Origin of the sequence: Streptomyces sp. NPDC058145 (assembly GCF_042884245.1) — a bacterium.
Classification (GTDB): domain Bacteria; phylum Actinomycetota; class Actinomycetes; order Streptomycetales; family Streptomycetaceae; genus Streptomyces.
On the sequence record NZ_JBHVUH010000009.1, the window covers coordinates 30,798 to 49,018 of the forward strand.

The following is an 18,221-nucleotide window of genomic DNA, read 5'->3' on the forward strand; positions in this document are numbered from 1 at the left end:
CCCGGCCGGCTGACGCTTCCGGCGCCGGCGGGCCTCCCCTTCACGGAGCGGGCGGGGACCCGGCGGTGCGTACGGCCCGCCGGAAAGCGAGAGGCCCCCTTGAGCGAGAGTCGACACGTCCCGGTGATGCTCCAGCGGTGCCTGGATCTGCTGGCACCCGCCCTGGAGCGGCCGGGAGCGGTGGTCGTCGACTGCACCCTCGGCCTCGGCGGCCACAGCGAGGCGCTGCTGAGCCGGTTCCCCCAGGTGCGGCTGATCGGCCTCGACCGGGACAAGGAGGCGCTGCGCCTGTCGGGTGAGCGGCTGGCGCCGTACGGGGACCGGGCCACCCTCGTGCACGCGGTGTACGACGAGCTGCCCGAGGTCCTGGACCGGCTCGGCATCGCGCGCGTGCAGGGCGTCCTGTTCGACCTCGGCGTGTCCTCCATGCAGCTGGACGAGGCCGACCGCGGCTTCGCCTACGCCCAGGACGCCCCGCTCGACATGCGCATGGACCAGACGACCGGCATCAGCGCCGCCGAGGTGCTCAACACCTATCCGGCGGGCGAACTGGTGCGGATCCTGCGCGCCTACGGCGAGGAGAAGCAGGCCAAGCGGATCGTCTCGGCGATCGTCCGGGAACGCGAGAAGGAGCCGTTCGGCAACAGCGCGCGGCTCGTCGAGCTGATCCGGGACGCGCTGCCGCAGGCCGCCAAGCGCACCGGCGGCAACCCGGCCAAGCGCACCTTCCAGGCCCTGCGCATCGAGGTCAACGGCGAGCTGTCCGTCCTCGAGCGGGCGATCCCGGCGGCGGTCAAGGTCCTCGGCGTCGGCGGGCGCGTCGCCGTGCTGTCCTACCACTCCCTGGAGGACCGGCTGGTGAAACAGGTGTTCGCGGCCGGCGCCGCCATCACCGCGCCACCCGGACTGCCCGTCGTGCCCGAGCGCTACCAGCCGCGGCTCAAGCTGCTCACGCGCGGTGCCGAACTTCCCACCGAGGAAGAGATCGCCGAGAACCGCCGGGCCGCCCCGGCCCGGCTGCGCGGCGCCGAGCGCATCAGGGAGGACGCCGAGTGAGCGAAACGGGTCGGCTGGGTTCCCGGACTCACCCGTCGCACCGGAGCCACCGGAGGCCCAGTGAGTAGGAAACCCGAACTGAGGGGGAGGGCCGCCCGGCTCGCCCGGCTCCTCCCGGCCGGCCGCGCCCGCGCGGCCCGCGCCCCGTTCGTCCTGCTCGTCGTGCTGCTGCTCGGCGGCGGCCTCATCGGGCTGCTGGTGCTGAACTCCGCGCTCAGCGAAGGCTCGTTCCGGCTCGACGCCCTGCGCAAGCAGACGAAGAACCTCACCGACGAGGAACAGGCGCTCCAGCGGGACATCGACGCCTACTCGTCCCCCGACGCCCTCCAGCGCCGCGCCCGTGAACTCGGCATGGTCCCCGGCGGCGACCCGGCCTTCCTGGACCCCGGCGGAACCGTCAAGGGCGTACCCGGCGCCGCGAGCCCCGAGCCGGCCGCCCTCAACGGCCCGGCCGCCCCGGAGACCCTCATCCCGTCCGCCGGCCCGCGGTCCTCGCCGGCGCAGACCCCCGGCGCCACGACGCCCACCCCCAGCCCGACGCCCACTCCCGCGGCCCCCGCCCCGGCGACCACCGCCCCGGCAGCGGCGGTGGCGCCGCTCTCCACCCTCCAGCCCGCCCCCACCCCGACCTCCGGCAGGTGACGGAAGTGTCCGACAGGGAACCGCCGCGCCGCCGCGTGCCCGGCCCCGCGAAGCCTTCCCCGAGTCCCCGGCCCCGTCCGGACCGGGCCGAGCCCCGCCGGGCGCGGGACTCCGTCCGGCGGCAGCCCGGGCCCGGCGCCCGTCCCGCCCGCAGGCCGGGCGGGGCCCGGCCCATGCCCCCGCCACCGCTCCGGCTCGGCCGGCCCAGGCCACGGCTGCGCATGGTGGGCCTCGCCCTCACCCTGGTGATGAGCGCCTTCGTCGTACGGCTGCTCCAGGTCCAGGCCGTCGACGCGCACGCGTACGCCGCCAAGGCCGAGCAGAACCGCTACGTCGTGCACACCCTGGCCGCCGACCGCGGCGGGATCACCGACCGCAACGGCGTGGCCCTCGCCATCAGCGAGGACGCCTACGACATCACGGCCGACCCCACGATGTTCGGCCGCAAGCAACTGAAGATCGACGACGGCCCCGAGCAGGCCGCCGCCCTGCTCGCGCCGATCCTCGGCCAGGACCAGGACACCGTCGTCGAGAAGCTGCGGCCCAAGAACAGGCTGTCCCGCTACGCCAAGCTGGCCGTGCGCCAGACCCCGCAGGTCTGGAAGCAGATCAAGGACCTGAAGGCCGCCCTCACCAAGAAGACCGGTTCCGACGGCAAGGCGACCAACGTGCTCGCCGGCGTCTTCGCCGACCCCAGCAGCCAGCGCGTGTACCCCAACGGCGACCTCGCCGCCGGGATACTGGGCTGGGTCAACGCCGACGGCCGGGGCGGCGGCGGCATCGAGCAGGAGCTGAACAAGCAGCTGTCCGGCAAGGACGGCAAGATCCGCTACGCCCAGTCCGGCGGCCGCGAGGTGCCCACCGCGGGCTCGACCGAGACCCCCGCCGTATCCGGCAGCGACGTCGAACTCACCATCGACCGCGACATCCAGTGGGCCGCCCAGAACGCCATCTCCGAGCAGGTGAAGAAGTCCAGGGCGGACCGCGGCTACGTCATCGTCCAGGACACCCGCAGCGGCCAGATCCTGGCCATGGCCAACTCGCCCGGTTTTGACCCGAACGACCTGTCGAAGGCCGACGCGGAGGCCATGGGCAACGCGGCCGTCCAGGACGCCTTCGAGCCCGGCTCCACCGCCAAGGTGATGTCCATGGCGGCCGTGCTGGAGGAGAACGCGGCCACCCCGCTCACCCACGTCGTCGTCCCCAACCGGCTGCACCGGGGCGACCGGCTGTTCCAGGACGACGTCGACCACGCCACCTGGTACCTCACCCTCAACGGCGTGCTCGCCAAGTCCAGCAACATCGGCACGATCCTCGCCACCGGCCAGCTGGGCAAGTCCCAGTCCGAGGCCAACAAGGTCCTCTACTCCTATCTGCGCGAGTTCGGCATCGGCCGGCCCACCGGGCTCGGCTTCCCCGGCGAGACCAGGGGCATCCTCGCCGCGCCCGGCCACTGGTCGACCTCGCAGCAGTACACGATTCCTTTCGGCCAGGGTTTCTCCCTGAGCGCCATGCAGGCCGCCTCCGTGTACTCGACGATCGCCAACGGCGGTGTCCGCGTCGAGCCCACCCTGGTACGCGGCACCCGGGGGGCCGACGGCCGCTTCACACCCGCTCCCCAGCCCGGGAAGGCCCGTGTGGTCAGCGCGAAGACGGCCAAGTCCGTCGCCCAGATGCTGGAGTCCGTGGTGGACGACGAGCAGGGCACCGGCATCAAGGCCCGCATCCCCGGGTACCGGGTGGCGGGCAAGACCGGCACGGCGAACCGAGTGGATCCGGCCACCGGCAGGTACCGCGGATACACCTCGTCGTTCGCCGGATTCGCACCCGCGGACAAACCGCGGATCACCGTGTACTGCGCCATCCAGAACGCCACGTCCGGCAGCTACTACGGCGGCCAGATCTGCGGCCCCGTCTACAAGCAGGTGATGGAGTTCGCCCTGAAGACGCTGCAGGTCCCGCCGACCGGCGCGAAGGCCGCGAACCTGCCCGTCGACTACAAGCCCTGATCAGCACCTCGGAAAGACCAGGAACCACTCGTGACAACGATCACTCCCGACCCCGGGAACCAGGGTACCCAGGAGCCCTCGCTTCGCTCCGGAGCCAGTGCGCCCGGTACGCTCACCGCCGTGCCACACGCTGATCAGTCCCACATCACCCAGAAGGGCGCTTCCGTGACATATCCGGGACCGCCGCGACCGGTTCAGGTCTCCGCCACACCCCTCGCGGAGCTGGCCGATCAGCTGGGTGCCGCCGCCGAGGGCGCCGCCGAGGTCACGGGCATCACCCACGACTCGCGCGCGGTCCGCCCCGGTGACCTGTACGCCGCCCTCCCGGGCGCCCGCCTGCACGGCGCCGACTTCGTCACCCAGGCCGCCGGCCTCGGCGCCGTCGCCGTGCTGACCGACCCGACGGGTGCCGAACGCGCCGCCGCGACCGGCCTGCCGGTCCTGGTCGTCGACGACCCGCGCGCGCGGATGGGCGCACTGGCGACCACGATCTACGGCGACCCGGGCCGCGATCTGCTCCAGATCGGCATCACCGGCACCTCGGGCAAGACCACCACCGCCTACCTGGTCGAGGGCGGTCTGAAGACCGCCCGCACCACGGGCGAGGGGGGCCGAAGCGAAGCGTCGTCGGCCGAGGGCGGTGGGCGACGGGTGGGCCTGATCGGCACCGTCGAGATGCGCGTCGGCGAGGAGCGCATCAAGTCCGAGCGCACCACCCCCGAAGCCACCGATCTGCAGGCCCTGTTCGCCGTCATGCGTGAACGCGGCGTCGAGGCCGTCGCCATGGAGGTCTCCAGCCACGCCCTGGTCCTCGGCCGGGTCGACGGCTGCGTCTTCGACATCGCCGTCTTCACCAACCTCAGCCCGGAACACATGGAGTTCCACTCCGACATGGAGGACTACTTCCGGGCCAAGGCACAGCTCTTCACGCCGGAACGCAGCAAGCTCGGCGTCGTCAACACCGACGACGAGTACGGCCGCCGGCTCGCCCAGGAGGCGACCGTCCCGGTCGTCACCTTCTCCGCCGAGGGCCACCCCGACGCCGACTGGCGCGCGGAGGACGTCCAGGTCGGGCCCATGGACTCGACGTTCACCGTCCTCGGCCCGGGCGGCGAGCGGGTCCGGGCCAGGTCCCCGCTGCCCGGCCCGTTCAACGTGGCGAACACCCTCGCCGCCATCGTCGCCCTCGCGGTGGCCGGCCTCGACCCGCAGACCGCGGCCGACGGCATCGCCGCCGTACCGGGGGTGCCCGGCCGCCTGGAGCGCGTGGACGCCGGGCAGCCCTACCTCGCGGTCGTGGACTACGCCCACAAGACCGACGCGGTCGAGTCGGTCCTCAAGGCACTGCGCAAGGTCACCAAGGGCCGTCTGCACGTCGTCCTCGGCTGCGGCGGCGACCGTGACCAGACCAAGCGCGCCCCGATGGGCGCCGCCGCGGCCCGGCTCGCCGACACCGCCGTACTGACCTCCGACAACCCCCGCTCCGAGGACCCGCTGGCGATCCTGGCGATCATGCTCCGGGGCGCGGCCTCCGTACCGTCCCACGAGCGCGGCGAGGTGCTCCTGTTCGAGGACCGGGCCGCCGCGATCGCCGCCACCGTCGCCCGGGCGCGCGCCGGGGACACCGTGCTGGTCGCGGGCAAGGGCCACGAACAGGGCCAGGACATCGCCGGCGTGGTCCGTCCCTTCGACGACCGCCAGGTGCTTCGCGAAGCTATCCAGAAGACCCAGGGATGAACTTGTGATCGCCCTCTCCCTCGCCGAGATCGCCGAAGTCGTCGGCGGGCAGAAGCACGACATACCGGATCCGTCCGTCCAGGTCACCGGACCGGTCGTCCGGGACTCCCGAGAGGTGGTGCCTGGCAGCCTCTTCGTCGCCTTCGTCGGCGAGCGCGCCGACGGCCACGACTACGCGCGGGCGGTCGTCGGTGCCGGTGCCGTGGCCGTACTGGCCTCCCGGCCCGTAGGTGTGCCCGCGATCGTCGTCGAGGACGTCCAGGCCGCCCTCGGCGCCCTCGCCCGCCACGTCGTACGGAGCCTCGGCGCGACCCTCGTGGCGCTGACCGGCTCCGCCGGCAAGACCAGCACCAAGGACCTCATCGCTCAGGTGCTGCGGCGCAAGGCGCCCACCGTGTTCACGCCCGGCTCGCTCAACAACGAGATCGGGCTGCCCCTGACCGCGCTCAGCGCCACCGCAGAAACCCGTTTCCTCGTACTGGAGATGGGCGCCCGCGGCATCGGGCACATCCGCTACCTCGCCGGCCTCACCCCGCCGCGGATCGGCCTGGTGCTCAACGTGGGCACCGCCCACATCGGCGAGTTCGGCGGCCGCGAGCAGATCGCCCAGGCCAAGGGCGAACTCGTGGAGGCGCTTCCGGAGGACGGCGCGGCGATCCTCAACGCCGACGACCCGCTGGTGCGGGCCATGGCCTCCCGTACCAAGGCGAAGGTGGTCCTTTTCGGAGAGTCGGCCGAAGCGGACGTACGCGCCGAGAACGTGCGACTCACGGACAGCGGACAGCCCGCCTTCAGGCTTCACACACCCTCCGGTGCAAGCGATGTGACCATGCGCCTGTACGGTGAGCATCACGTGTCGAACGCGCTCGCCGCGGCCGCCGTCGCCCATGAGCTGGGCATGTCCGCGGAAGAGATCGCCACCGCGCTCTCCGAGGCGGGCTCCCTCTCCCGCTGGCGCATGGAGGTCACGGAGCGCCCGGACGGCGTGACCATCGTCAACGACGCCTACAACGCCAACCCCGAGTCCATGCGGGCCGCCCTCAGGGCGCTCGCGGCCATGGGCAAGGGGCGTCGTACGTGGGCGGTGCTCGGCAAGATGGCCGAGCTGGGGGACGAGGCGCTCGCCGAGCACGACGCCGTCGGACGGCTCGCCGTCCGGCTCAACGTCAGCAAGCTCGTCGCGGTCGGGGGGATTGAGGCCTCCTGGCTGCAACTGGGCGCATATAACGAGGGTTCGTGGGGTGAGGAGTCGGTGCACGTGTCCGACGCACAGGCGGCGGTCGACCTGTTGCGCAGCGAGTTGCGCCCGGGGGACGTCGTGCTCGTGAAGGCGTCCCGTTCGGTGGGGCTCGAGGGCGTCGCCCAGGCGCTGCTCGAGACCGGTGCCGAGGGTGAGGTTGCCGCCCGATGATGAAGCAGATCCTGTTCTCAGGAGTCATTGGCCTCTTCCTGACGCTGGTCGGCACCCCGCTGCTGATCAAGCTCCTCGCCCGCAAGGGCTACGGCCAGTACATCCGTGACGACGGCCCGCGCGAGCACGCCAGCAAGCGCGGTACGCCGACCATGGGCGGTATCGCCTTCATCCTGGCGACCATCGCCGCGTACTTCCTGAGCAAGCTCATCACCGGCTACCCCCCCACCTACTCCGGACTGCTGGTCCTCGGCCTGATGTTCGGCATGGGCCTGGTCGGCTTCCTCGACGACTACATCAAGATCGTCAAGCGGCGGTCGCTCGGTCTGCGGGCCAAGGCCAAGATGGCCGGCCAGCTCATCGTCGGCATCGGCTTCGCGGTGCTGTCGCTGATGTTCGCGGACGCCCGCGGCAACACTCCGGCGTCCACGAAGCTGTCGTTCATCACCGACTTCGGCTGGAGCATCGGCCCGGTGCTGTTCGTCGTCTGGGCGCTGTTCATGATCCTGGCGATGTCCAACGGCGTGAACCTCACCGACGGTCTGGACGGCCTCGCCACCGGCGCCTCCGTGCTCGTCTTCGGCGCCTACACGTTCATCGGCGTCTGGCAGTTCCAGGAGTCCTGCGCCAACGCGACGACGCTGACGAACCCGGGCGCCTGCTACGAGGTGCGCGACCCGCTGGACCTCGCCGTGGTCGCCTCCGCACTGATGGGCGCCTGCCTGGGCTTCCTGTGGTGGAACACCTCGCCGGCCAAGATCTTCATGGGCGACACCGGTTCGCTCGCCCTCGGTGGTGTCCTCACCGGCCTGGCCATCCTCTCCCGCACCGAGCTGCTGGTGGCCATCATGGGTGGCCTGTTCGTCCTCATCACCATGTCGGTCGTCATCCAGGTCGGCTCCTTCCGGCTCACCGGAAAGCGCGTCTTCCGAATGGCGCCACTTCAGCACCACTTCGAACTCAAGGGCTGGTCCGAGGTCCTGGTGGTGGTCCGCTTCTGGATCATCCAGGGCATCTGTGTGATCGTCGGACTGGGCCTCTTCTACGCGGGATGGGCAGCGGACAAGTGACCTCCTCGGTGCCTTCTGAATTCCAGGGCAAGCACGTCACCGTCGCCGGGCTCGGCGTCTCCGGCGTCCCGGCGGCCAAGGTGCTGCACGCGCGCGGTGCGGTCGTCACGGTCGTCAACGACGGCGACGACGCACGCGCGCGTGAGCAGGCCGCGGAGCTGGAGGCGCTCGGCGTCACCGTGCGCCTCGGCGACGGCGCCACCCTGCCGGAGGGCACCGAGCTGATCGTCACCGCGCCCGGCTGGAAGCCGGACAAGCCGCTGTTCCTCGCCGCCCGGAAGGCCGGAGTGCCGGTCTGGGGCGATGTGGAGCTGGCCTGGCGCCTCAGGGGACCCGACGCGGCGCCCTGGCTGGCCGTGACGGGCACCAACGGCAAGACCACGACCGTGCAGATGCTCGCCTCCATCCTGGCGGCCGCGGGCCTGCGCACCGCCGCCGTGGGCAACATCGGCGTCTCCCTGCTGGACGCGGTCCTCGGCGAGGAGGAGTACGACGTCCTCGCCGTGGAGCTGTCCAGCTACCAGCTCCACTGGGCGCCCTCGCTGCGCGCCCACTCCGCGGCCGTCCTCAACCTGGCTCCGGACCACCTCGACTGGCACGGCTCCATGGAGGCCTACGCGGCCGACAAGGGCCGTATCTACGAGGGCAATCGGGTCGCCTGCGTCTACAACGTGGCCGACAAGCTCACCGAGGACCTGGTGCGCGAGGCCGACGTCGAGGAGGGCTGCCGGGCCATCGGCTTCACCCTCGGCACGCCCGGGCCCTCCCAACTCGGCGTCGTGGAAGGCACCCTGGTCGACCGCGCCTTCGTTGAGAACCGGCAGAAGAACGCGCAGGAGCTGGCCGAGGTCTCCGACGTCGACCCGCCGGCCCCGCACAACATCGCCAACGCCCTTGCCGCCGCCGCCCTCGCGCGCGCGTACGGCGTGCCCGCCACCGCCGTACGCGACGGCCTGCGGGCCTTCCGCCCGGACGCCCACCGCATCGCGCACGTCGCGGACATCGACGGGGTGGCGTACGTGGACGACTCCAAGGCCACCAACACCCACGCCACGGAAGCCTCGTTGGCGTCATATGAGTCGATCGTATGGATCGCGGGCGGTCTGGCGAAGGGCGCCACCTTCGACGAGCTGGTCGCCAGGTCGGCGAAGCGGCTGCGCGGGGCCGTCCTGATCGGCGCCGATCGTGCCCTGATCCGCGAGGCCCTGGCGCGACACGCCCCGGAAGTACCCGTCGTCGACCTCGAACGGACCGACACTGGGGCGATGCTCCAGGCGGTGACGGAGGCGAAGCGGCTGGCCCGGCCCGGCGACACCGTGCTGCTGGCCCCGGCCTGCGCCTCCATGGACATGTTCACCAACTACAACCAGCGCGGCGACGCGTTCGCGGCGGCGGTCCGCGAACTCGGCGCCTGACCCGGCCGCCCGCCGGGCGGATCTTGGGAGGGACGCGTGGGACGGTCGACGTTCAGTGGAGGCGCCCATGCCCGGTAGCCGTACCGGCCGCCCGCCCGTACAGCGGGCGTCCCGGCACCCCGCGCCCCCCGGTCCTGCACGCGAGAATCCCGTGCAGGGGCTCTACACGCGCGCCCGCAAGGCCTGGGACCGGCCGCTGACCGCGTACTACCTGATCCTCGGCGGCAGCCTGCTGATCACCGTGCTGGGCCTGGTGATGGTCTACTCGGCCTCCCAGATCACCGCGCTGCAGCTGTCGCTGCCGGGCTCGTACTTCTTCCGCAAGCAGTTCCTCGCCGCGCTCATCGGCGGCGCGCTGATGTTCGTCGCCTCCCGCATGCCGGTGAAGCTGCACCGGGCGCTGGCCTACCCGATCCTGGCGGGCGCCGTCTTCCTGATGGTCCTGGTGCAGGTGCCCGGGATAGGGATGGCGGTCAACGGCAACCAGAACTGGATCTCCCTCGGCGGTTCCTTCCAGATCCAGCCCAGCGAGTTCGGCAAGCTCGCCCTGGTGCTGTGGGGCGCCGACCTGATCGCGCGCAAGCAGGAGCGCAAGCTGCTGACCCAGTGGAAGCACATGCTGGTGCCGCTGGTGCCGGCCTCCTTCATGCTGCTGGGCCTGATCATGCTCGGCGGCGACATGGGCACCGCGATCATTCTCACAGCGATCCTGTTCGGTCTGCTGTGGCTCGCGGGGGCGCCGACCCGGCTGTTCGCCGGGGTGCTCTCGGTCGCCGGCCTGATCGGTGTCGTGCTCATCAAGACCAGCCCCAACCGGATGGCCCGGCTGGCCTGCATCGGCGCCACCGAGCCCAAGTCCGGAGTGGCCGACTGCTGGCAGGCCGTGCACGGGATCTACGCCCTCGCCTCCGGCGGACTGTTCGGTTCCGGCCTCGGTGCGAGTGTGGAGAAATGGGGCCAACTGCCCGAAGCCCACACCGACTTCATCTTCGCCGTCACCGGTGAGGAACTGGGTCTGGCGGGGACGCTGTCGGTGCTCGCCCTGTTCGCGGCTCTAGGCTATGCGGGTATCCGCGTGGCCGGACGCACGGAGGACCCCTTCGTGAGGTACGCCGCGGGAGGCGTGACCACCTGGATCACCGCGCAGGCGGTGATCAACATCGGTGCGGTGCTCGGTCTGCTGCCGATCGCCGGCGTCCCGCTCCCGCTGTTCTCCTACGGAGGGTCCGCCCTGCTGCCGACCATGTTCGCCATCGGGTTGCTGATCGCCTTCGCGCGCGAGGACCCCGCTGCGCGGGCGGCGCTTGCGATGCGGCAACCTCGCTTTGGTAGAAAGCGAGCAGGAGGCTCCGGTGCCGAGCGGGGGCCTCGGAGATGGAACACGATGCGACGGCGCGCCTCGGCGGCGCGCTCGTCCGGAGAGCGGTGAATTTCGGTGCATGTCGTACTTGCCGGCGGAGGTACCGCGGGCCACATCGAGCCCGCGCTCGCCCTCGCGGACGCCCTGCGCAGGCAGGACCCGACCGTGGGGATCACGGCCCTGGGCACGGAGCGCGGCCTGGAGACCAGGCTCGTACCGGAGCGCGGCTATGAGCTGGCGCTGATCCCCGCGGTGCCGCTGCCCCGCAAGCCCACCCCCGAGCTGATCACCGTCCCGGGGCGGCTGCGCGGCACGATCAAGGCCGCCGAGCAGATTCTCGAGCGCACCAAGGCGGACGCCGTGGTCGGCTTCGGCGGCTATGTCGCGCTGCCCGCCTACCTGGCCGCCAAGCGTCTCGGTGTGCCCATCGTGATCCACGAGGCCAACGCCCGCCCGGGCCTGGCCAACAAGATCGGCTCCCGGTACGCCGCACGGGTCGCCGTCTCCACTCCGGACAGCAAGCTGCGCGACGCCCGCTACATCGGCATCCCGCTGCGCCGCACCATCGCCACCCTGGACCGGGCCGCCGCCCGTCCGGAGGCGCGCGCCCGCTTCGGTCTGGACCCGAACCTGCCCACCCTGCTCGTCTCCGGCGGTTCCCAGGGCGCCCGGCGCCTCAACGAGGTGGTCCAGCAGGTCGCGCCGTGGCTGCAGCAGGCCGGTATCCAGATCCTGCACGCGGTCGGCCCGAAGAACGAACTGCCGCAGGTGCAGCAGATGCCGGGAATGCCGCCCTACATCCCGGTAAGTTACCTGGACCGGATGGACCTCGCGTACGCCGCGGCCGACTTGATGCTCTGCCGCGCGGGCGCGATGACCGTCGCCGAACTCTCCGCCGTCGGACTCCCGGCCGCCTACGTCCCGCTGCCCATCGGCAACGGCGAACAGCGGCTGAACGCCCAGCCGGTGGTGAAGGCGGGCGGCGGTCTCCTCGTCGACGACGCGGAACTCACTCCCGAGTGGGTGCAGCAGAACGTCCTGCCCGTGCTCGCGGACCCGCACCGGCTGTACGAGATGTCCCGCGCGGCAAGCGAGTTCGGCCGCCGGGACGCCGACGAGCTGCTCGTCGGCATGGTGTACGAGGCGATCGCCTCACGCCGATAGGACCATATGACGAAAGGGTAGTGAGGGTGGCCGGATCGACTACCGCGGAGCGCGGTGAACGCCAGCAGGAGTCGTCCGGCCCGCCGCCCGCGCGACGGCTGAGGCGACGCCGCCTTCGTATGATCGTCATTCTTACCGTCGCCCTGGTGCTCCTCGGGGCGGGCTCCACCTGGGTGTTGTACGGCTCCTCGTGGCTGCGCGTGCGGCACGTCTCGGTCTCCGGCACGCGGATGCTGACCCCCGCCGATGTGCGGGAGGTCGCCTCCGTGCCGGTCGGGGCACCGCTTGTCTCCGTCGACACGGGTGCCGTCGAAGCCCGGCTTCGCCAGAAACTGCCCCGAATTGACACTGTTTCGGTCGTTCGCGCCTGGCCTCACGGAGTCGGCCTGAAGGTGACCGAGCGGACTCCGGTGCTGCTTGTCCCTAAAGCCGGGAACTTCGTCGAAGTCGACGACGAGGGCGTCCGTTTCGCCACGGTTTCACAGGCGCCGAAAGGTGTTCCGCTACTGGAACTGACCGCGTCCCGGTCGGACCCGGCCGCCGCGAGCTTCCGGCGCTTCGGCGCCGACCGTCTGGTGCGCGAGGCGGTGGGGGTGGCCGGCGTCCTCCCGGCCGCCGTCGCGAAGGAGACCCGGACCGTCCAAGTCCGGTCCTACGACGACATCTCGGTGGAGTTGGTCGACGGCCGCACGGTCGCCTGGGGTAGCGGTGAGAACGGCCGCGCCAAGGCACGGGCCCTCACAGCACTCATGAAAGCAGCTCCCGGCGCCCGGCACTTCGACGTGAGTGTGCCCACCGCGCCTGCTTCATCGGGGAGTTGACGGGTATCGGCGCAGGCCAGCACCCTGGTTGGGCACTGCTACGGCTGATCACATAGGGTGAAAAGAAAAACGGGAGGTTCGGCGTGTTCGTTGAACGGGCGCCACTTGTCGACTTAGTGTCCTGTTCAGAAGACTTCAGGGAACAGGCACACTGGTAACCCTAAACTTCAGGGTTAGGGTTCGGGTCGGCACTACGGACCGTCCCATTCGGCATCCGTCGTCCCGGTGCGGGGAACCGCCCGGCGGCGACAACGTAATTCGAGGCGAGAGGCCTTCGACGTGGCAGCACCGCAGAACTACCTCGCAGTCATCAAGGTCATCGGTGTCGGCGGCGGTGGTGTCAATGCCATCAACCGGATGATCGAGGTCGGTCTCAAGGGCGTCGAGTTCATCGCCATCAACACCGACGCGCAGGCGCTGTTGATGAGCGACGCCGACGTGAAGCTCGACGTCGGCCGCGAACTCACCCGAGGACTCGGCGCCGGAGCCAACCCGGCCGTCGGCCGCAAGGCCGCCGAGGACCACCGCGAGGAGATCGAGGAGGTCCTCAAGGGGGCCGACATGGTCTTCGTGACGGCCGGAGAGGGAGGCGGCACCGGCACCGGCGGCGCGCCCGTCGTGGCCAACATCGCACGCAACCTCGGCGCCCTCACCATCGGCGTGGTCACCCGCCCCTTCACCTTCGAGGGCCGGCGCCGCGCCAACCAGGCCGAGGACGGCATCGCCGAACTCCGCGAAGAGGTCGACACCCTCATCGTCATCCCCAACGACCGGCTGCTGTCCATCTCGGACCGCCAGGTCTCGGTCCTCGACGCCTTCAAGTCGGCCGACCAGGTCCTGCTCTCCGGTGTCCAGGGCATCACCGACCTCATCACCACCCCCGGTCTGATCAACCTCGACTTCGCCGACGTCAAGTCGGTCATGTCCGAGGCCGGTTCTGCCCTGATGGGCATCGGCTCGGCCCGCGGCGACGACCGCGCGGTGGCCGCCGCCGAGATGGCGATCTCCTCGCCGCTGCTGGAGGCGTCCATCGACGGCGCCCGGGGCGTCCTGCTCTCCATCTCCGGCGGCTCCGACCTCGGTCTGTTCGAGATCAACGAGGCCGCCCAGCTGGTCAGCGAGGCCGCACACCCCGAGGCCAACATCATCTTCGGCGCGGTCATCGACGACGCCCTCGGCGACGAGGTGCGGGTCACCGTGATCGCGGCCGGCTTCGACGGCGGTCAGCCGCCGGCCCGCCGGGACAACGTCCTCGGCTCCACCTCCGCCTCGGGCTCGTCCGCGCCCCGTCGCGACGAGCCCGCTCCGGCGCGGCAGCCGGAGAGCCGCCCGTCCTTCGGCTCGCTCGGCAGCGTGACGCCGAAGGAGGAGCCGGAGCCGGCGCCCGAACCGGTGGCCGAGATCCCGGTCACCCCGTCGGTCCCGCCCGCGCCGCGCACCTACGCGGACAGCGCGGCCGAGGAGCTGGACGTTCCGGACTTCCTGAAGTGATAGGACAGCGCGAGAGCGTGAGCGGCGCGCACTTCGCCTTCACCGACCGGTGGGGCGGGGTGAGCGCCGCTCCGTATGAGGAGCTCAACCTCGGCGGCGCGGTCGGCGACGACCCCGGATCAGTACGGGCGAACCGGGAGCTGGCGGCGAAGTCGCTCGGGTTGGGCCCCGACGCGGTCGTCTGGATGAACCAGGTGCACGGGGCCGACGTGGCCGTCGTGGACGCGCCCTGGGGCATGGAGGTCCCCCCGCTCGAGCGAAGCCGAGAGGGGGGGAGTGCCGTGCCGGAGGTCGACGCGATCGTCACCGCGCGCCGGGGGCTCGCGCTCGCGGTCCTCACCGCCGACTGCGTGCCGGTGCTGCTGGCCGACCCGGTCGCCGGGGTCGTGGCCGCCGCCCACGCCGGCCGGCCGGGAATGATCAAGGGGGTCGTCCCCGCCGCCGTACGGGCCATGGTCGAGCTCGGCGCCGAGGCGGAGCGGATCACCGCCCGCACCGGACCGGCCGTCTGCGGCCGGTGCTACGAGGTGCCGGAGGCGATGCGCGCCGAGGTGGCCGCGGTCGAGCCGGCGGCGCACGCCGAAACCGGCTGGGGCACTCCGGCGGTCGACGTGAGCGCCGGAGTGCACGCCCAGCTCGAGCGGCTCGGGGTGCGCGACCGCGCGCAGTCCCCGGTGTGCACGCTGGAGTCGGGCGATCACTACTCGTACCGTCGCGACCGCACCACCGGGCGGCTCGCGGGCTATGTCTGGCTGGACTGATGGGGCATGACGGACCGTAAGACCGAACTCGCCGCGAACCTGGCGAACGTGGAGCAGCGCATCACCGCCGCGTGCGTGGCGGCCGGGCGCGAGCGGGAGGAGGTGACCCTGATCGTGGTCACCAAGACCTACCCGGCGAGCGATGTGCGCATCCTGTCGGAACTCGGTGTGCGCCACGTCGCCGAGAACCGCGACCAGGACGCGGCGCCGAAGGCGGCCGCCTGCGCGGATCTGCCGCTGAAATGGCATTTCGTCGGCCAGTTGCAGACCAACAAGGTCCGTTCCGTGGTTGGTTATGCCGATTTCGTGCAGTCCATCGACCGGGCCCGGCTCGTCACCGCACTGTCGAAGGAGGCGGGCCGCGCCGGGCGCGAGGTCGGATGCCTCATCCAGGTCGCGCTGGACGCGGGGGAGAGCGGCCGGGAATCGGGAGAGCCGCGAAGCTCCTTGGAGGGGCGGCAGTGGGAGACGGGTGGGCGTGGCGGTGTCGCGCCGGGCGGGATCGAGGAGTTGGCCGGCCTCGTGGCCGGGTCACCGGGCCTGCGGCTCGAAGGTCTGATGACCGTCGCACCGCTCACCGGGGAGTACGCGGGACGCGAACAGGCGGCGTTCGAGCGGCTCATGGATTTGTCGACTGACCTGCGCAGGGCCCATCCGGCTGCAACCATGGTGTCGGCAGGGATGAGTGCGGACCTCGAGCAGGCCGTGGCGGCCGGAGCGACACATGTGCGCGTCGGCACTGCGGTACTCGGAGTCCGCCCCAGGCTCGGGTAACGTCGCCAGGAAGTCGGACCACAGCAGAAAATATGGTCAATGTCCGTGAAAGCGGGCACAAAGACCACGTGGATCGCGGGCACTTGGCAGTCGCAGTCGATCCACCACAGAGCGGAGGACTCAGAGAATGGCCGGCGCGATGCGCAAGATGGCGGTCTACCTCGGCCTCGTGGAGGACGATGGGTACGACGGCCGCGGATTCGACCCCGACGACGACTTCGAGCCCGAGCTGGACCCGGAACTCGACCGGGACCACCGACGGCATGAGGTGTCACACCAGTCGCACGGTGCGCATCAGTCCCAAAGGGACGAAGAGGTGCGAATCGTGCAACCGCCCGCGCCGCGCGAGCCGGTGGCCCGTTCGACTTCGCTAGCCGCGGAATCCGGGCGCCCGGCGCGTATCGCGCCCGTGGCATCCATCACACAAGAACGCCAGTCCCTGGAGAAGAACGCACCCGTGATCATGCCCAAGGTCGTGTCCGAGCGGGAGCCTTACCGGATCACCACGCTGCACCCGCGGACGTACAACGAAGCCCGTACCATCGGGGAACACTTCCGTGAGGGCACCCCGGTGATCATGAATCTGACTGAGATGGACGACACAGACGCGAAGCGACTTGTCGACTTTGCGGCCGGTTTGGTGTTTGGTCTTCACGGCAGCATCGAGCGGGTGACGCAGAAGGTGTTCCTGTTGTCTCCTGCTAACGTCGATGTCACGGCGGAGGACAAGGCCCGCATCGCAGAGGGCGGGTTCTTCAACCAGAGCTGAGACGTACAACCGGGAAAAGCATGGAACAGGGGAGAGGGAAAGTCAGGCCATGAGCGTGTTCGCGCAGGTGATCTACATCGCGCTGATGGTGTTCCTCGTCGTGCTCATCTTCCGGCTGGTCATGGACTATGTCTTCCAGTTCGCCCGCTCGTGGCAACCCGGCAAGGCGATGGTGGTCGTCCTGGAGGCCACCTACACTGTCACCGATCCACCGCTGAAGCTTCTGCGGCGGTTCATCCCGCCGCTGCGTCTCGGGGGCGTGGCGCTCGACCTGTCCTTCTTCGTACTGATGATCATCGTCTGGATCCTCATCTCCGTCGCACAGAGATTTGTGTGATGAGGATGGACGATACGGTCTTGCCGACTGCCGATGACTACGTTGAGGTGAAGAGATGCCGTTGACCCCCGAGGACGTGCGGAACAAGCAGTTCACGACCGTCCGCCTCCGAGAAGGCTATGACGAGGACGAGGTCGATGCCTTCCTCGACGAGGTCGAAGCCGAACTGACGCGACTGCTCCGCGAGAACGAGGACCTGCGCGCCAAACTGGCCGCGGCCACGCGCGCTGCTGCCCAGAACCAGCAGAACATGCGCAAGCCTCCGGAGCAGGACCAGCAGCAGGGCGGAATGCCCCAGCAGGGCGGGATGCCCCAGCAGGGTGGGATGCCTCAGCAGGGCGGCATGCCTCAGCAGGGGATGCGAGGTCCCGGCGCGCCGGTGCCCGCCGGCATATCGGGCCCGCCGCAGCAGCAGATGGGTGGCCCCATGGGTGGTCCGCCCCAGCTGCCGAGCGGTGCCCCGCAGCTGCCCGCCGGTCCCAGCGGTCAGGGTGGCCCGCAGGGTCAGGGTCCGATGGGCCAGGGTCCTATGGGTCAGGGTCCGATGGGTCAGGGTCCTATGGGTCAGGGTCCGATGGGCCAGGGTCCGATGGGTCAGGGCCACATGGGCGGTCAGCCGCCCATGCAGCAGCAGATGGGTGGCCCGATGGGCGGCCCCATGGGCGGTCCGATGGGCGGCCCCGGTCAGGGCCCCGGTGGCGACAGCGCCGCCCGAGTCCTCTCGCTGGCCCAGCAGACCGCCGACCAGGCGATCGCCGAGGCCCGTTCCGAGGCCAACAAGATCGTCGGCGAGGCCCGCAGCCGCGCCGAGGGTCTGGAGCGTGACGCCCGTGCCAAGGCCGACGCGCTGGAGCGGGACGCGCAGGAGAAGCACCGCGTCGCGATGGGCTCCCTGGAGTCCGCCCGCGCCACGCTGGAGCGCAAGGTCGAGGACCTGCGCGGCTTCGAGCGCGAGTACCGCACGCGTCTGAAGTCGTACCTCGAGTCCCAGCTGCGTCAGCTGGAGACCCAGGCCGACGACTCCCTGGCGCCGCCGCGCACTCCGGCCACCGCCTCGCTTCCGCCGTCCCCGGCGCCCTCCATGGCCCCGGCCGGCGCGAGTGCTCCGTCCTACGGAGGCAACCAGGGGATGGGTGGTTCTCAGGCGCCGTCCGCCCCGTCCTACGGCGGCCAGCAGCAGATGACCCCCGCGATGACCCAGCCCATGGCTCCGGTCCGTCCGCAGGGTCCGTCCCCGATGGGCCAGGCGCCTTCGCCGATGCGCGGGTTCCTGATCGACGAGGACGACAACTGACGGGCCGCGGCCACTAGTACGACAACGGCGTCGGCAGCGTTCAGGGCGGGCCCTCGGACTTCGGTCCGGGGGCCCGCCCTTTTTACGCGTGTTGACGCACCGGGGTCCGT

General features: G+C 70.8%; 16 protein-coding genes. All 16 read left to right on the forward strand.

What is annotated here, in order from left to right; translation table 11 throughout:
- The first annotated feature begins 99 nt into the window (after nt 1-99).
- Nucleotides 100-1,056 (forward strand): 16S rRNA (cytosine(1402)-N(4))-methyltransferase RsmH, encoded by a 957-nt coding sequence (rsmH, locus tag ACFVVO_RS21100; RefSeq protein WP_390056938.1) that lies wholly within the window; start codon nt 100-102, stop codon nt 1,054-1,056.
- A gap of 60 nt (nt 1,057-1,116) precedes the next feature.
- Entirely contained in the window at nt 1,117-1,698 is a 582-nt protein-coding gene (locus tag ACFVVO_RS21105; RefSeq protein WP_390056940.1) for a septum formation initiator family protein, read from the forward strand.
- A gap of 5 nt (nt 1,699-1,703) precedes the next feature.
- Nucleotides 1,704-3,707, forward strand: coding sequence for a peptidoglycan D,D-transpeptidase FtsI family protein (locus tag ACFVVO_RS21110; RefSeq protein WP_390056942.1), 2,004 nt, complete (start codon nt 1,704-1,706; stop codon nt 3,705-3,707).
- A 30-nt stretch (nt 3,708-3,737) separates the two neighbouring features.
- The gene (locus tag ACFVVO_RS21115; RefSeq protein ID WP_390056943.1) at nt 3,738-5,444 is read left to right on the forward strand and encodes a UDP-N-acetylmuramoyl-L-alanyl-D-glutamate--2,6-diaminopimelate ligase; all 1,707 of its coding nucleotides are present in this window, start codon (nt 3,738-3,740) and stop codon (nt 5,442-5,444) included.
- 4 nt (nt 5,445-5,448) lie between these two features.
- Nucleotides 5,449-6,855, forward strand: coding sequence for a UDP-N-acetylmuramoyl-tripeptide--D-alanyl-D-alanine ligase (gene murF, locus ACFVVO_RS21120; RefSeq protein WP_390056945.1), 1,407 nt, complete (start codon nt 5,449-5,451; stop codon nt 6,853-6,855).
- Nucleotides 6,855-7,925: a phospho-N-acetylmuramoyl-pentapeptide-transferase gene (gene mraY, locus ACFVVO_RS21125; protein WP_250404933.1), complete on the forward strand. Its 1,071-nt coding sequence runs from the start codon at nt 6,855-6,857 to the stop codon at nt 7,923-7,925. The genes murF and mraY overlap by 1 nt, the downstream gene beginning before the upstream one ends.
- Nucleotides 7,907-9,340, forward strand: a complete 1,434-nt coding sequence (gene murD / locus ACFVVO_RS21130) for a UDP-N-acetylmuramoyl-L-alanine--D-glutamate ligase (RefSeq protein WP_390056946.1) — start codon at nt 7,907-7,909, stop codon at nt 9,338-9,340. Before mraY ends, murD begins: the two co-directional genes overlap by 19 nt.
- 67 nt (nt 9,341-9,407) lie before the next feature.
- Nucleotides 9,408-10,769: a putative lipid II flippase FtsW gene (gene ftsW, locus ACFVVO_RS21135; RefSeq protein WP_390056948.1), complete on the forward strand. Its 1,362-nt coding sequence runs from the start codon at nt 9,408-9,410 to the stop codon at nt 10,767-10,769.
- A 6-nt stretch (nt 10,770-10,775) separates the two neighbouring features.
- Nucleotides 10,776-11,864, forward strand: coding sequence for an undecaprenyldiphospho-muramoylpentapeptide beta-N-acetylglucosaminyltransferase (murG, locus tag ACFVVO_RS21140; RefSeq protein WP_390056949.1), 1,089 nt, complete (start codon nt 10,776-10,778; stop codon nt 11,862-11,864).
- A gap of 26 nt (nt 11,865-11,890) precedes the next feature.
- Entirely contained in the window at nt 11,891-12,685 is a 795-nt protein-coding gene (locus ACFVVO_RS21145) for a cell division protein FtsQ/DivIB (protein WP_390056951.1), read from the forward strand.
- A 279-nt stretch (nt 12,686-12,964) separates the two neighbouring features.
- Complete coding sequence (ftsZ, locus tag ACFVVO_RS21150; protein ID WP_390056952.1) at nt 12,965-14,176, forward strand: cell division protein FtsZ; 1,212 nt, start codon at nt 12,965-12,967, stop codon at nt 14,174-14,176.
- Nucleotides 14,173-14,937: a peptidoglycan editing factor PgeF gene (gene pgeF / locus ACFVVO_RS21155; protein WP_390056954.1), complete on the forward strand. Its 765-nt coding sequence runs from the start codon at nt 14,173-14,175 to the stop codon at nt 14,935-14,937. The genes ftsZ and pgeF overlap by 4 nt, the downstream gene beginning before the upstream one ends.
- A 6-nt stretch (nt 14,938-14,943) precedes the next feature.
- Entirely contained in the window at nt 14,944-15,711 is a 768-nt protein-coding gene (locus ACFVVO_RS21160; protein WP_390056956.1) for a YggS family pyridoxal phosphate enzyme, read from the forward strand.
- 127 nt (nt 15,712-15,838) lie between these two features.
- Complete coding sequence (locus ACFVVO_RS21165; protein WP_351670509.1) at nt 15,839-16,480, forward strand: cell division protein SepF; 642 nt, start codon at nt 15,839-15,841, stop codon at nt 16,478-16,480.
- Nucleotides 16,481-16,529: 49 nt separating this feature from the next.
- Nucleotides 16,530-16,817, forward strand: a complete 288-nt coding sequence (locus tag ACFVVO_RS21170; protein WP_143636437.1) for a YggT family protein — start codon at nt 16,530-16,532, stop codon at nt 16,815-16,817.
- Between the two features lie 55 nt (nt 16,818-16,872).
- A complete protein-coding gene (locus ACFVVO_RS21175; protein WP_390056959.1) occupies nt 16,873-18,111 on the forward strand; it encodes a DivIVA domain-containing protein in 1,239 nt (412 codons plus the stop codon).
- Nucleotides 18,112-18,221 lie beyond the last annotated feature (110 nt).